Here is a 14,043-nt window from a genome sequence, read left to right as displayed (position 1 = left end):
CACCGCACGCGCAGAACGTCAGCGGAGAACAGCCGCCCTGCCGGGACAGAGGAGGCCCGACCGACGCAGCCGACGTTCTGCGCATCGGAGGAGTCGCGCCGACCACCGGCCGAGGGCGGGCGGCTCAGCCGGCCGCTCCCCGTCGCCACGGGAGGCACCCGGTGAGGTGCAGGACGGCCAGGACGGCGATCAGAACGGCGAGCGCCAGCGCTCCGATCAGCAGCGGGAGCACCGGGGAACCCGCCACCGCCTCCGGCACCAGTCCGCCGCCGTCGCGGACGACCGTGGTCGCCTCGCCGACGAGCCCCGCCTCCGCAGCGCCCGCCGCGGACGGAGGCGCCGTCGCGGCGGTCGGCCCCGCGGCCCCGGCCGCCGCCGTGCCGCCGGTGGGAGCGGGGCCCGTGGGAGCGGAGCCCGTCGGCGCCGCACCCGTCTCCGGAACCGCGACGACCACGGGCGCGGAGGCGTCGTAGTTCACCAGGAGCGGGGTGGCGGGCTTCGCCGGATCGCGGACGCCGCCCGAGGTCAGCCAGTAGCCGACCTGGCCGGTCTGCTCCTGGAAGCGCAGGAAGCTCGGTGGGAACGATCCCCAGTGCGCCTCGTTCTCGGCGGTCCTGGGCACCTGCCCGCCGATCTGGCTCGCTACGCCCCGGTACTCCGGGATCACGCTGAATCCGCCGGCCCCGAGCGGTGCGCCGCGGACCTCGGCGAGCACGACCGAGGCGGCGGGGACCGGGCGCCAGACCGAGGCGTCGTCGCGGGAGGCGCCGTATCCGCTCGCGGTGGCGGTCAGCCGCCCGTTCCCGGCGGCGTCGAGCTCGAGCACCGGGTCGCTCGCGCTCCAGTAGGTCATGCCTCCGTAGAAGGCGACGGTGAAGGAGCCGCTCCAGCGGAGGGTCAGACCCGCTGCCGAGGCCTCGCCCGCGCCGCCGCCGATGACCACCTGGGTCTGGGTGCTCGACGCCGGCGAGGCGGCGCGGACGGCCGCGCCCGAGGGGTCGGTGCAGCGGGTGGCGAAGGAGGCGCCGGTCCACCCTCCGTCCGCCGTCGCCTTCTCGATCGAGACGGCCCCCTCCCGCGACGAGTAGAGGCCGTCCGCCTCGGCCCAGACGCGGGAGCCGCCGGTATCGCCCGCGGTGCCCGCGCTGAGGAAGTTGCAGCCGCCGGCGAAGGCGCCGCCGGAGGTCTCGCGGTTGAGTCCCCAGCGGAGCTCGGCGTCCGCGATGCGGCCGTCGGCTCCGGTCGTCACGCCCTCGGGCACGGTCACGCCGATCTCGGTCCCTCCTCCGGGAGTGGTGGGCGTCGCGGCGGCCGCCGGAGCGAGCCCCAGCGCCAGCACGGCCGCGGCTGCGAGGCCCGCCAGGCGGCGCCTCATCGGGCGTCCGCCGTCTCGCGGTCGAGCAGCGGAGGCGCGGCGGCGACGGGCGCCGGGGCGGACGCCGCGTCGACCGGTTCCGCGTCGACCGGTTCAGCGAGAGCCGGGTCCGCACCGGACACCACGCTCCGCACCTCCGATCCCCGCCGCGTCCGCCGCCGGCGCGCCGCGCGCACGATCGCCACGACGGCACTCGCGAGCACCAGCCCCGCCGCGATGAGCAGAGCAGCGCCGAGCGCGAGGGGGAGCCAGACCGGCACCTCCTGCGCCGGTGGAGCGCTCGGCGCGCCGGGCGCGGCCGCCGCGACGACGGTCACCTCGCTCTGCGCGCTCGCTCCCGAGGCGGCGCCCGTGAGCGTGAGCAGGTGAGTGCCGCCGCGCAGATCGGCCGGCAGCGGGAGGACCCCCGCGATCTCGCCACGGGTGCCGGCGGTGAGCGGGCCGACGCCGACCACGCCGTCGTCGAGGGTCGCGACGACCTGCTCCGAGGCGGCGAAGCCCTGACCGGTGAAGGAGAGGGCGTTCCCCGCGACCGCCGAGGAGGCGGTGTAGCCGACGCGCGCGGTGCCGACGGCCGCGGTCGACTCCTCCGAGCCCGGAACCGCCGCGCCCGCGGCTCCCGCGCCCGCATCAGCCGCAGCGGGGGCCGCCGCGGGCGCCGCGAACGAGACCGGAGTGAACGACTCGTTGCTCGCGTTCTTCACTCCGTGCGCGCCGAGGGTGATCACGCCGCACTGCACCTCGAGGCAGTCGACGGTCGTGAGCGCCCCCGAGCGGTCCATCGCCTCGAAGCGCGCCGACGGGATCGTCAGGTCGACGACGAAGGAGCCGTCGGCCGCGAGCACGCCGTTCGCCGCCGACTCCGTCTCGCCGCCCGGGAAGGCCACGAACCGCTCGTAGCCCGCGTTGTCCTTCGACTGGGAGTCGGGCACGTACCGGTAGTCGGCACCGGCCTGCCCGCCGCTGCTGGGCGCCCAGCCCTCGCCCGACACCCAGCCGAACAGGACGTACACCCCGCCGAAGCCCCCCGCGACCGACTGGAATCCGCGTCCTGCGACGGTGATCGACGTCGCCTCGGCGGGATCGGCAGCGGACGCACCGCCCGGGAGGGTGATCGTCACGGAGCCGGCGGCGGCGGCCGCGGGGGCGGCGAGCGGAGCGGCGGCGACCGCCGCCCCGAGCAGCACGGCGGCGAGGAGGCGGGCCGGAGCGGCCGGACGGTGCGGGCCCGCCGCAGCAGCCCGGCGGAACGTGCGGATCATCGGATCTCTCCTGTCGGCGCAGCGGCGCGGGTGTCGGCGTCTGACGGGGGCCGGTCGGTGCGCCGCGCACGCTCCGGCCGGATCGAGAGGACTCCGTCGGCGTCGGCGTCGACGCGGATCGGGAAGCGGTAGACGTCGCTCAGCAGCTCCGTCGTCAGGGCGAGCGCGGGCGGCCCGTCGGCGCGGACCCGTCCGCCCTCGAGCACGACGACGCGGTCGGCGTAGGCGGCGGCCAGCCCGAGATCGTGCAGCACGACGACGGCCGAGCCGCCCGACTCCGTGTGCGAGCGGACCTGGCCGAGCAGGCGCTCCTGATGTCGGATGTCGAGACTGGCCGTCGGCTCGTCGAGCAGCACCAGATCGCACTCCTGCGCGCGCATCCGCGCGTACGCCACCCGCGCCCGCTCGCCACCCGAGAGCTCGGGCATCCGCCGGTCGCGCAGCGTCGCGACCTCCGCGTCCGCGAGGGCCAGCGCGACGGCCGCACCCGCACCGTCGGCGCCCCGTCTCGGCGACCGGCCCATCTCGACCACCTCGGCGACCGTGAAGGGGAACGACACCTCGTTCGACTGCGTCAGCACGGAGCGCAGCAGAGCGAGCTCGGGCGCGCGGTAGCTCCGGAGGCTCCGCCCGTCGAGGTCGATCTCGCCGGCGTCGGGCACGGAGTCCCCCGCGAGCACCGAGAGGAGGGTCGACTTCCCGGCGCCGTTCGGCCCGACCAGCGCGACGAACTCGCCGCGGCGGATCCTCAGATCGATGCGGTCGAGCACCTGACGGCGGCCGTAGGCGACGCCCGCACCGGACGCGCGCAGCCGCTCCTCCGCGCTCACGCCCAGCCTCCCGAGCGCACGCGGGCCCGCCGCAGCAGCCAGAAGAAGAACGGACCGCCGACCAGCGCGGTGAGCATCCCGATCGGCAGGTCGGCGTACGGCACCGCGGTGCGCGCGACCGCGTCGGCGGAGACCAGCAGCAGCGCCCCTCCCACGGCGCTCGTGCCGATCAGCGCCCAGTGCGCCGGCCCGAGGACCATGCGCAGCAGGTGCGGCACGACCAGCCCGACGAACGCGATGATGCCGCAGAGGGCGACGGCGGCGGAGGTGAGCGCCGCGACGACCACGATCGCGGCGATCCGGGTCCGCTCGATCGGCACCCCGAGGTGCTGCGCCTGGCGCTCGCCGAGGGCCAGCAGGTCGAGCCGGCGCGAGAGGAGGGCGGCCGCGACGATGCCTGCCGCGGTGATCGGCAGGACGATCGCCACGTCCTGCCAGCGCGTGCCGTTGAGGGACCCGAGCTGCCAGAACACGATCTGCTCGCGCTGCTGCGTGGTGCCGAGGAAGGTGAGGAGCGCGATCCCCGCGCCTCCGACCGCGTTCACCGCGATGCCGGTGAGCACGAGCGTGACCACCTCGGTGCGCCCGCGGGCCCGGGCCGTCAGGTACACCAGGAGGGTCGCGATCAGCCCGCCGACGAAGGCGACGGCCGGCGCGGTCAGCGGCCCCAGCGCGTCGAGCCCGGTCACGATCACCGCGGCCGCGCCGAGAGCGGCTCCGGAGGAGACTCCGACGACGCCGGGCTCGGCCAGCGGATTGCGGAACACCCCCTGCATGACGGCCCCGCCCACGGCGAGCGCCGCCCCGACGACGGCGGCCATCGCGATCCGGGGGAAGCGGATCGCCCAGAGCGTCGCGTCGCCGTTCACGTGTGCGGGGGTCTCGAGCACCGGCAGCACTCGAGCGCCGAGGACGTCGTTCACGTGCTGGGCGACCGAGCCGAGGATCTGCGCGGGTGGGATCGGGAGCTGCCCGAGACCGGCGGAGACGACGGCGACGACGACGAGCCCGAGGATCAGGGCGCCCATGAGGACCGGGACCCGGCTGAGGCGCGGGGCGGGCGCTCCCGCGACGGCCGTCATCGGGCGCTGTCCGGAGCGTAGATCGCGACAGCCAGCGCGTCGAGCGTGCGCGGGGTGTCGGGGCCGAAGCTGAGGATGCGGGTGTCCGCCATGTCGACGATGCGGCGGTTCTGCCCGGCCGGTGTCTGGGCGAGCGCGGGCACCTGCTGGAGCAGTCCGTCCACTCCGTCGACCGAGTCGAGGCCGCCGGTCATCATCAGGACGAGATCCGGTGCGGCGGCGACGAGCCCCTCGTCGGTGAGCGGTCGCATCCCCTGCCAGCCGATCTCCTCCGCCACGTCCACACCGCCCAGCGAGCGGACGAGGTCGTCGGCGCCCGAGCCCTCGCCGAAGAGGTAGTAGACGCCGGACTGGCCGCGCACGTAGAGGAACGCGATCCGCAGCCGCTGAGCCGGGTCGGCCGGGGCGACCGCGCCGATGCGGGCGATCGTCTCGTCGACGGAGGCGCTCACGCGCGCCGCGAGCTCGGCTCCGCGCTCCGGCACGCCGAGCGCCGCCGCCACCTCGCCGACGAGGGAGGGGATGGTCGCGATCGACCTGTCCGCGCCGACCACGACGACGGGGATGCCGGCGTCCCGCATCTGCAGGACGGTGTCCCACGGGCCGAGGCTGGTGTCGGTGATGATCACGGTCGGCGCCAGGTCGAGGATCGCCTCAGCGGCGAGGTCGTGCCCGTTGCGGGTGACCATCGGCCGGTCGGCGATCTCGGCGAAGTCGCTCGAGAGGTCGCGGCCGACGACGGAGTCGCCCAGACCGAGCTCGAACACGAGCCGCGAGGTGGAGCCGTACAGGTCGAGCGCGAGGATGCGGGACGTGTCGGCCACCGTGACGGCCGTGCCCTGCGCGTCGACGACGGAGGCGGGCAGCGCCTGCGGACCCGACGAGATCGGCTCGACGGGAGCCGCCTGGATCCGGGCCGTGGAGGGGCCGGTAGCGGTGCGCGGCTCGGCGAGCGGTGCGACGTCGGCGAGACGCGGAGTGACCGGGCCGTCGACCGCGGACTCCGCCGAGGAGCAGCCGCCCAGCAGCCCGAGAGCGACCAGGGCGGCGGCCAGGAGGCCTGCGGAGCGGCGGTGGAGGAGCGGCACGATGTCGCCTTTCTCAGAGGCGCCCGAGGCGGGGGCTGGTCGAAAAGTTAGCTAATGCTAACCTAACCTCGCTCGCCCACCGCGAGCCCTGGCCCCCGACGAGACGAGCCGACCGTGACCGCAGCCACGACGACCGACAGCCCCTCCACCCCCGCCCCGACAGCGCCTCCGGGAGTCGCCGCCGCACTCCGCGAGGCCACCTCCGAGGAGCACAGGCACGCCGAATCGCGCGGCTACATCACGGCGCTGATGCAGGGCACGCTCTCCCTCCGCGAGTTCGCGCGCTACCTCGGACAGCTGCTCCCCGTCTACGAGGCGCTGGAGTCGCGCCGCCCCGCCCCGGAGGATCCGGCCCTGCTCCACGACACCGCCGTCCACCGCGTCGCAGCCCTGCGCTCCGGCCTCGCCGCTCTCGGGGTCGACCCCGCCTCGATCGTCCCCCTCGACGCGACGGCGCGCTACGCGGCCCGTCTGGAGTCCCTCGGCGACGGCGACGGACTGCTGCACCTCGCCCACCACTACACGCGCTACCTCGGCGACCTCTCGGGCGGTCAGGCGATCGCGACGATGATGACCCGCCACTACGGCGCGGACGCGGAGCAGCTGGCGTTCTTCCGCTTCGACGCGATCCCGAACGCCGTGCACTTCAAGCGGGCGTACCGCATCCAGCTCGACGAGCTGGCCCTGCCTCCGCGCGCTCTCGACGCGATGGTGGCGGAGGCGCGTCTGGCCTTCTCCCTCAACGCCGCGGTCTTCGACGCGCTCGACGCCACCCGCCCGCGGACGTGACAGCCGCCGGCTAGCGGCCGGCCTCGTGGATGTCGCGCGCCTTGGTGACCTTCGCCGGGTCGACCGGGTTCATGCCGAGGACGATCTTGCCGCGCGAGTGCCGCTTCTCGAGGTCGTCGAAGGCGTCCTGCACCTGGTCGAAGGGGTAGAAGCCCGAGACGAGCACCCGCAGCTTCTGCTCGCCGACGAGGCCGACCAGCTCGCCGAGGATCTCGGTGTCGCGCTGGGCGGTCTCGGCGTCGGGCCAGACGGCGCGCAGCTCGATCTCCTTGCGGTCGTCGCTGGAGTGGAAGCGGCCCGCCGCGATGCCGAGCTCGTCGGCGAGGGCGTCGTTCTCCCCGCCGAAGTTGTCGAGGAACACCGTGACCCCGCCGGGCGCCGCGGCCCGGATGCGGTCGGCGATCCCGTCGCCGTAGACCACCGGCTTCACGCCGATCTGGCGGAGGTAGTCGAAGTTGCGCTCGCCGCAGGTGCCGATCACGGTCGCGCCGCGGAGCTTCGCCAGCTGGATCTCGAGACTGCCGACTCCTCCGGCCGCCGCGGAGACGAGGACGGTGTCGTCGGGTCCCACATGCGTGGCCTCCAGCGCGCGCCACGCGGTCACTCCGGCGAGGAACAGCGCGCCGCCGACCTCCCAGCTCACGGAGGCGGGCTTGGCGACGAGGTTGCGGCGCGGCACCACGACGTGGGTCGCGTGGGAGCCGACGAGCGCGTGGCCGACCACGTCGCTGCGGAGCTTGATGTCGGTGACGCCCTCGCCGAGCGCGACGACGACGCCCGAGAAGTCGGTGCCCTGGCGCATCGGGAAGGCCGCGGAGTGGTCGGAGTCGAACTGGCCCTGCCGGATGAACGCCTCCATGTGGTTCACCCCGGCGGAAAGCACCTCGACCAGCACCTCGCCCGCCCCGGGCTTCGGCCGCTCGACCTCGGCGATCTCGAGGACGTCCGCGTCGCCGAAACGGCTGTACTGGACGACGCGGGCGGCGGTGGGGCTCAGACGGGACATGCGCTCATCATCCGCCCCCGCCGCCCGAAGCCCCCGACCCCCGAACGGGGGCGTGCGACTCAGGAGGGGTCGCTCGGGCAGTACAGCTGGGTGCGCGGACCGGAGCGGTCGATGACGTGCTCGGACATCGGCCGACCGCAGAGCGGGCACGCCTGCCCCGCGGGCGCCTCCTGCTCGGGCTGGTCGTACGGGCCGAGCGGCGGCGGGCCGATCCAGGGGAACAGCCGCGCGTTGAAGCGCTGGTAGAGGGAGCCGGTCTTCTTCCGCGTCATATCCTTAGTGTACTAACCATCAGGGCACGATGAGAGGATGACGCCGTGGAAACCGACCCGCTCGCCCTCCAGAACCAGGTCTGCTTCTCCCTCGCCGTCGCGGCGCGCACCGTCATCGGGCTGTACCGCCCCGTGCTCGAGCCGCTCGGACTCACGCACCCGCAGTACCTCGTGATGCTCGCGCTCTGGGAGCGCAGCCCCCGCTCGCTCGCCGACCTCGGCTCCGCCCTCCGCCTCGAGCCGGCCACGCTCAGCCCGCTCGTGAAGCGCCTGGAGGCGAGCGGCCACGTCACGCGGGCCCGGAGCAGCGACGACGAGCGCCGCCTCGACGTCGCGCTGACCCCCTCCGGAGCGGCCCTCCGCGAGCAGGCCCTGCAGGTTCCTCCGCAGATCGTGGAGCGGCTCGACGTCCCCCTCGAGGAGCTCACCGCGCTCCGCGACAGCCTCACCGGCCTGATCGGAGCCGCGACCCGCGACGGCCGCTGACCCCCCGCTCGGGGCGCCGGCCGGAAGCACGCCGGCCGCCGCTCCCCGGCGCACCGGGAAACTCCCGGTCACAGCGCGAGATCAGCCTCCGCTCGGTCCGCTCCCGGCCGTCTTGACTGCCCCCTCGCACGGAGTAGTGTCATCGCTCGTGACACACGAGGGCCCCCCGTCCGCCGCGGACGGATCATCGGCCGACGCGACCGAGCTGCGCACCGCCAAGCACTTCTTCATCGGCGAGCCGCTCCCCAGCGACAAGCTCGAGGGACAGCTGCTGCAGAAGCGGCTCGCGCTCCCCATCTTCGCCAGCGACCCGCTCTCCTCCGTGGCCTACGCGCCGCAGGAGCTGCTGATGATCCTGCTGCTCGGCGGACTCTCCTTCCTCACCTTCGCCCCCTGGGTGGCCGCGTGCGTGGTCGTCCTCCTCGTCGTGGTGGTGCTGAGCTACCGCCAGCTGATCCGGGCCTACCCGTCCGGCGGCGGCGACTACGAGGTCGCCCGCACCAACCTGGGCGAGACGGCGGGCCTCACGGTCGCCGCCGCCCTCCTCGTGGACTACGTGCTCACCGTGGCCGTGTCGGTCGCCTCCGGAGTCGACAACATCATCTCCGCGGTGCCCGAGCTGGCGCCGCTGCGGGTCGAGCTGGCGATCCTCTTCGTGGTGCTGCTGGCGGCCGTGAACCTCCGCGGCGTCTCGGAGTCGAGCCGCGCCTTCGCCGTCCCGACGTACCTCTTCGTCGCGAGCGTCTTCGTCATGGTCGTCGTCGGCCTGGTCCGCACCGCCTTCGGCGACACCCCGGTCGCGGAGTCGGCGGGCTTCACCGTGCAGGGCGAGCAGCTCACGCAGGCGGCCGTCGTCCTCCTGCTGCTGCGCTCCTTCGCGAGCGGCTGCGCGGCGCTCACGGGCGTCGAGGCCATCTCGAACGGTGTGCCCGCGTTCCGCGCCCCGAAGGTCAAGAACGCCCAGCGCACCCTCGTCGCGATGGGCACGATCGCGATCGTGCTCTTCGTCGGCCTGACCGCCCTCGCCCTGCTCTCGAACGTGCACTACGCCGAGAACGCCTGCCATCTGGTGGGCTTCGCCGACTGCGCCACGACCCCGCAGCGCTCGGTGATCGCGCAGGTCGCCGCCGCCACGTTCGGCAACAACACGATCCTGTTCTTCATCATCCAGGCCGCGACGGCCGCCGTCCTGCTCCTCGCGGCGAACACCGCGTTCAACGGCTTCCCGCTGCTGGGCTCCGTGCTGGCCCGCGACGGCTACGCGCCCAAGTCGCTGAACACCCGCGGCGACCGCCTCATCTACTCCAACGGAGTGATCATCCTGGCGCTCGTCGCCGCGATCATCCTGCTCGTCTACCAGGCCTCGCTCACGAGCCTCGTGCAGCTGTACATCATCGGCGTCTTCGTCTCGTTCACGCTCGGGCAGTCGGGCATGGTCAAGCACTGGGTGCGGATGATCCGCAACGGCGAGGGCTCGCGCACCGTCTACACGAGCCTGGCCATCAACCTGTTCGGCGCGACGCTGACGTTCGCAGTGCTCGTCGTCGTCACGATCACGAAGTTCACCCACGGCGCCTGGCTCGTCTACCTGGTGATGCCGATCCTCGGTGTCCTGATGGCCGGCGTCTACCGCTACTACCGCGACGTCGAGAAAGAGATCGAGGTCGACCCGACCACGACCTTCGGCGCCAACGGCGACCACGCGATCGTGCTGGTGGGCCGGATGAACAAGCCCACGCTGAAGGCGCTCGACTACGCCATCGCGGCGCGGCACGAGACGCTGGAGGCGGTGCACTCCTCCATCGACGACGCGCAGACCGCGCAGCTCAAGGCCGACTGGGCGCAGATGGACATCGAGGTGCCGCTGCGCTGCGTGGCCTCTCCCTACCGCGACATCTCGTACCCGCTGATCAAGTACATCAAGGCCCACCGCCTCGAGCACGGCTCCGAGATCACGACGGTCTACATGCCGCAGTACATCGTCGGGCACTGGTGGGAGGCGTTCCTCCACAACCACAAGTCGCGGCGGATCCGCCAGAAGCTCCTGCTGGTGCACGGAGTGACGGTGGCGCTGGTGCCGTGGCTGCTGGACTCGTCCGAGCTGATCTACGGACGCCGCTCGCGGCCGATCCCCGGCCAGACGCGCCGCGGCGAGCCGGTGCGCCCGGTGACCCGCCGCCCGATCCCGCCCGCGTCCTCGCTCCCCCAGGGTGCCGCCGGCGAGGGCGCTCCGCGCATCCCGCAGCACCCGGCCACGCAGAACCGGCCGCGCTCGAAGCGGCGCTGAGCCGGCGCGGGCCCGGAGGCGACGCGGGCCCGGAAACGGGTAGAGGGCCCGCGGCGTGTGCCGCGAGCCCCCGATTTCCCCTTAGTGCCTTCCCCCGAAGGCGGCCCGCCCCAACGGGCCGTGTCCGACGCTATCGGTGGGCTATGCACCGGCGCATCCTCCTCGCGACGGATGCCCGTGCTCCCTTCAGACGACAGGCTCGTCCTCCGCCGTCTCAGACGACGGCCCCGCGCACCCCTCGGCCGGTGAGCCACCAGACCGCCGCGACGGCGACCGCGGCCGCCGCGCCGCCGCCCACGAGCAGGATCGCCGCCCGCACCACGTGCGCCCGGTAGGCGGCGTCGAGCGGATCGATGCCCGCCCCCGCCAGCACGATCCCGGCGGGAACCACCGCGGCAGCGAGCACCACGGCCGCGGCCGCGATGCGCACCGGCTGCCGGCCGTCGGAGCGGAGCTTCCGGGGACGGCGGCCGACGTACCAGACCACCGCGCCGATCCCGAGCCCGAGCAGCCCGAGCACGCCGCTCGCGTACTGCGCCCATCGGAAGCCGGGGAAGGGCCCGAGCTCCTGCTGCAGCAGGGGGATCGCCGAGACGAAGAGGCCGCCCCGGTGGGTGAAGCCGTCCCACATCACGTGGCTGGCGGCTCCGATCGCGATGCCGGCGGCCGCGAAGACGAGCACGCGGATCCATGCGGCGGCCCCGCGGGGCGGCGAGCGCCGGGGACGCAGGCGCGAGCGGACCAGCGCGGGCGCGAGGTCGCGCCAGGCCGGAGCGACGACCGCGCTCCACAGCGCGAGGCCGAGCATTCCGAGCAGCAGGTCGACGGTGACGACCCCGAGGAGGGAGTGGGTGGACTCGCGGGCGACGGCGATCGGGAGGTACATGCCGATGTCCGGGACCATCGCGCCGATGGCCACGGCCGCGGCGGGGATCCGGCCGTTCGAGAACGCGAGCGCGACGACGGCGTGGCTCGGCGTGAAGGGCATGACACGCACGCTATCCCGGCGACGCGACCGGCGAGTGTCCGCGTCGCGAAGCGCGCGTCACCGATCGCGGTCCGGCTCCTGCGCTCCGCTCCGGCTCGTCGGCCTCCCGGGGCCGGTGGTCAGCCCGAGGAACGTGATCCCCAGGACGAGGAACACCGGCCAGACCGGATTCCCGAGGACCGCGAAGACCGCTCCCGCCGCGAGGAACAGCGGACCCGTGACCGCGTTCCAGCGCCGGGACGCCTCCTCCGTCGACATCCGACCCGAACCCTTCCCGTCCTGTGCGCGCACCATTCCTTCACGCTAGATCGCCTCCGCGGGGCCCGCCTCCCCCGTCCGGCGGAGCCGCGCGCTCGGGGAGCTCCGAGCGCGGCGACCGTAGAATCGTCCGGAAGTCCGGCCCTCCGGGCCCAGCGGCGACGGATCGGAGCGGGTGTGCGGAAGGCGTTCGCGATCCTCCGCCTGGCCCTCGCCGGGCTGGGCGCGGTCGGACTCGTCGGCGACTTCTTCTACACACTGGGCTTCCGCGCGTTCCAGATCGACAACTTCTTCGCCTACTTCACGACGCAGTCGAACATGGCCGGGGTCGTAGTGCTGGGCCTGTCCGGCCTGGTCGCCCTCGCGCGCGAGCGGGAGCCGCGCTGGCTCAGCACGGTGCGGGCGCTCGTGCTCACCTACATGGTCGTGTCGGGGATCGTCTTCGGGCTGATCGCGGTCGAGGCCAACAACCGCGGCGTGCGGGTCGACGTGCCCTGGTCGAGCGCGCTCCTGCACTTCGTGATCCCCACGCTCGCGATCCTCGACTGGATCCTCGGACCCGGCCGCCGCCCGGTCGCCTGGCGCGGGGCGCTGACGGTGCTCGGCTTCCCGATCGTCTGGGGCGTCATCACCCTGGTCCGCGGGGCCCTCATCGGCTGGTACCCGTACTTCTTCCTCGACCCCGGCCAGGTCGACGGCCCCGTGATGTTCGTGCTCTACGACGTGATCGTGCTGAGCCTGATCTCCGGCATCGCCGCGTTCGTCCTCGCGCTCAGCCGGGTGCGGCCGCTCGGGGCGGCGCACGCGTCGGAGTGGCAAGGGCCGCTGGCGCGGCTCCGCGAGCTCGTCAGCCGGGGACGACGGCGAACGGCTCGAGCGCCGTCTGCGCGAGGGTGACCAGCTCGTCGTCGCTGAGGTCCTGCAGCGAGAGGGCCTGATCCGCTCCGACCAGCCCGACGAGCACCGCCTCGCCGGTCGACGGCTGAAGATTGAGCCACTCGGTGATGCCCGCCTCGGAGCCGACGAGCGACCAGCGCGCGGGGGCGTCGGCCTCCCAGAACGCCTCGTCGAAGCGCAGCCACAGCGTCTCGACGACGCCGGAGCCGAGGGCCGCGACGGCCGCGCGCTGCGCGAACGGGAGCGGCGGGTCGAAGGCGATCGCGTCGGTCTGGAGCACCCCGATCGGCACGGTGACCAGCACCCGGTCGGCTGTGAACGACTCGCCGGTGCCCAGCCGGATGCTGACCCCGGTGTCCGTGTAGCCGATCCCGCTCACCACGGCGCGCAACGAGACCTCGACGTCGGCGAGCAAGGTGTCGACCAGGGGCGCGAGCCCGTCGGTCAGCAGCGCGTCGCCGGAGTCGTCGCTCAGCTCCTCCGCGGTCGTGGCGGCGGAGGCGTCTCCCAGTCCGTACCAGGAGGAGAGCTCCTCGGGAGCGGCGCCGGTGCGCAGCGCGGTCGTCCCGGCGAGGTGCGCCGCCACGCGGGCGGCGTCGCCGTCGCCGGAGCCCGGCTCGGCCTCGGCGGGGTCGGGCGCTCCGGAGCCGGCGAACGACTCGGCGAGCGCCAGGTCCTCCGGCTGCTCCGCTCCCCACTCGAGAGCACGGGTCAGGGCGTCGGCGCCCGTGGTGCCGGTGTCGAGGGCCGCGCCGTCGGCGTCGCTCGAGCGGACGTCGGCGAGGTCGACCGCGGTCGTGACGACGCCCGCGTCCGCGATGCTCTCGCGCAGGGCGGCTCCCGCGCCGGTGAGGGCCCAGGCTCCGGTCTCGACGGCGATCGGCCAGCCGTCCAGAGTCGCGGTGGCGATGCGGCCGCCGGTGCGCTCGCGCGCCTCCACCACGGTGACGTCGAAGCCCGCGTCGGACAGGCGCCGTGCGGCGACCGCTCCGGCGAGGCCGGCCCCGACGATCGCGATCCGCTCGCCCTCGTCGGCGACGGCGCTGATCTCGGCGGCCGCGCGGACCCCGGAGTTCCAGGCGCCCTGGAGCGTGCCGGGCGCCTCCGTGTCGGTGGCCTCGCCCGCGAGGAAGACGCGGTCGAGGACCGCGGTGCCCAGGTCGGTGCGGTGCTGCGGCGTCGCGCCGACGGGCAGGTACGAGACGGAGCCGAGCGCGTACGGATCCTCGGCCCAGGCGGAGCGCACGAAGGCGGCCGGCGCGGGGACGGCGGTGGTGCTCGGCGTGGGCACGGGGGCCTTCGTGACGGAGCGGGTCGGCGTCGGACGCGACGGCGTGCAGCCCGCGAGGGCCAGGAGCCCGACTCCCGTGGCGGCTCCCGAGAGGAAGAGGCGGCGTCCGATCGTCATCCCGGACATCCTACG

14 protein-coding genes are annotated in these 14,043 nt (G+C 74.2%); 4 read left to right on the top strand and 10 right to left on the bottom strand.

Annotated features, from left to right (window positions below):
* Positions 1-124: 124 nt before the first annotated feature.
* Genes C5C59_RS11405 through C5C59_RS11385 form a run of 5 tightly spaced genes read right to left on the bottom strand, consistent with a single transcriptional unit; the run spans position 125 to position 5,637 of the window.
* Entirely contained in the window at positions 125-1,375 is a 1,251-nt protein-coding gene (locus C5C59_RS11405) for a hypothetical protein (protein ID WP_104251274.1), read from the bottom strand.
* Positions 1,372-2,637 carry a hypothetical protein gene (locus C5C59_RS17325; protein ID WP_181134888.1) on the bottom strand — a complete coding sequence of 422 codons (1,266 nt, stop codon included), beginning with the start codon at positions 2,635-2,637 and terminating at the stop codon, positions 1,372-1,374. The genes C5C59_RS11405 and C5C59_RS17325 overlap by 4 nt, the downstream gene beginning before the upstream one ends.
* Positions 2,634-3,467 (bottom strand): heme ABC transporter ATP-binding protein, encoded by an 834-nt coding sequence (locus C5C59_RS11395; protein WP_104238700.1) that lies wholly within the window; start codon positions 3,465-3,467, stop codon positions 2,634-2,636. The genes C5C59_RS17325 and C5C59_RS11395 overlap by 4 nt, the downstream gene beginning before the upstream one ends.
* A complete protein-coding gene (locus C5C59_RS11390; RefSeq protein WP_104238701.1) occupies positions 3,464-4,549 on the bottom strand; it encodes an iron ABC transporter permease in 1,086 nt (361 codons plus the stop codon). Before C5C59_RS11390 ends, C5C59_RS11395 begins: the two co-directional genes overlap by 4 nt.
* Positions 4,546-5,637 carry a hemin ABC transporter substrate-binding protein gene (locus C5C59_RS11385; protein WP_219812455.1) on the bottom strand — a complete coding sequence of 364 codons (1,092 nt, stop codon included), beginning with the start codon at positions 5,635-5,637 and terminating at the stop codon, positions 4,546-4,548. Before C5C59_RS11385 ends, C5C59_RS11390 begins: the two co-directional genes overlap by 4 nt.
* A 114-nt stretch (positions 5,638-5,751) precedes the next feature.
* On the opposite strand from C5C59_RS11385, the gene C5C59_RS11380 reads away from it, so the two are divergent.
* Positions 5,752-6,426, top strand: a complete 675-nt coding sequence (locus C5C59_RS11380) for a heme oxygenase (biliverdin-producing) (RefSeq protein WP_104238703.1) — start codon at positions 5,752-5,754, stop codon at positions 6,424-6,426.
* A 10-nt stretch (positions 6,427-6,436) separates the two neighbouring features.
* Here C5C59_RS11380 and C5C59_RS11375 read toward each other — a convergent pair whose 3' ends face one another.
* A complete protein-coding gene (locus tag C5C59_RS11375) occupies positions 6,437-7,432 on the bottom strand; it encodes an NADP-dependent oxidoreductase (protein WP_104238704.1) in 996 nt (331 codons plus the stop codon).
* A gap of 59 nt (positions 7,433-7,491) precedes the next feature.
* Complete coding sequence (locus C5C59_RS11370) at positions 7,492-7,704, bottom strand: hypothetical protein (protein ID WP_104223750.1); 213 nt, start codon at positions 7,702-7,704, stop codon at positions 7,492-7,494.
* A gap of 45 nt (positions 7,705-7,749) precedes the next feature.
* On the opposite strand from C5C59_RS11370, the gene C5C59_RS11365 reads away from it, so the two are divergent.
* Both C5C59_RS11365 and C5C59_RS11360 read left to right on the top strand, forming a co-directional pair.
* Positions 7,750-8,190, top strand: coding sequence for a MarR family winged helix-turn-helix transcriptional regulator (locus C5C59_RS11365; RefSeq protein ID WP_104223751.1), 441 nt, complete (start codon positions 7,750-7,752; stop codon positions 8,188-8,190).
* 205 nt (positions 8,191-8,395) lie between these two features.
* Positions 8,396-10,477: an APC family permease gene (locus C5C59_RS11360; protein ID WP_104238727.1), complete on the top strand. Its 2,082-nt coding sequence runs from the start codon at positions 8,396-8,398 to the stop codon at positions 10,475-10,477.
* Positions 10,478-10,691: 214 nt separating this feature from the next.
* On the opposite strand, the gene C5C59_RS11355 is transcribed toward C5C59_RS11360, so the two are convergent.
* Positions 10,692-11,465, bottom strand: a complete 774-nt coding sequence (locus C5C59_RS11355; RefSeq protein WP_104223752.1) for a DUF4184 family protein — start codon at positions 11,463-11,465, stop codon at positions 10,692-10,694.
* 57 nt (positions 11,466-11,522) lie between these two features.
* Positions 11,523-11,759: a hypothetical protein gene (locus C5C59_RS11350; protein WP_146079591.1), complete on the bottom strand. Its 237-nt coding sequence runs from the start codon at positions 11,757-11,759 to the stop codon at positions 11,523-11,525.
* A gap of 141 nt (positions 11,760-11,900) precedes the next feature.
* Here C5C59_RS11350 and C5C59_RS11345 point away from each other — a divergent pair, with 141 nt between their 5' ends.
* Entirely contained in the window at positions 11,901-12,620 is a 720-nt protein-coding gene (locus C5C59_RS11345) for a Pr6Pr family membrane protein (protein ID WP_104238706.1), read from the top strand.
* Here the strand turns inward: C5C59_RS11345 and C5C59_RS11340 are convergent.
* A complete protein-coding gene (locus tag C5C59_RS11340; RefSeq protein ID WP_181134887.1) occupies positions 12,571-14,028 on the bottom strand; it encodes an NAD(P)/FAD-dependent oxidoreductase in 1,458 nt (485 codons plus the stop codon). The two genes, C5C59_RS11345 and C5C59_RS11340, sit on opposite strands and share 50 nt — an antisense overlap.
* Positions 14,029-14,043: the final 15 nt, after the last annotated feature.

The organism is Rathayibacter sp. AY1F4 (genome assembly GCF_002931775.1).
GTDB lineage: Bacteria > Actinomycetota > Actinomycetes > Actinomycetales > Microbacteriaceae > Rathayibacter.
The sequence above is the reverse complement of the archived record's forward strand: the minus strand, read 5'-3'. Positions and strand labels throughout refer to the sequence as shown.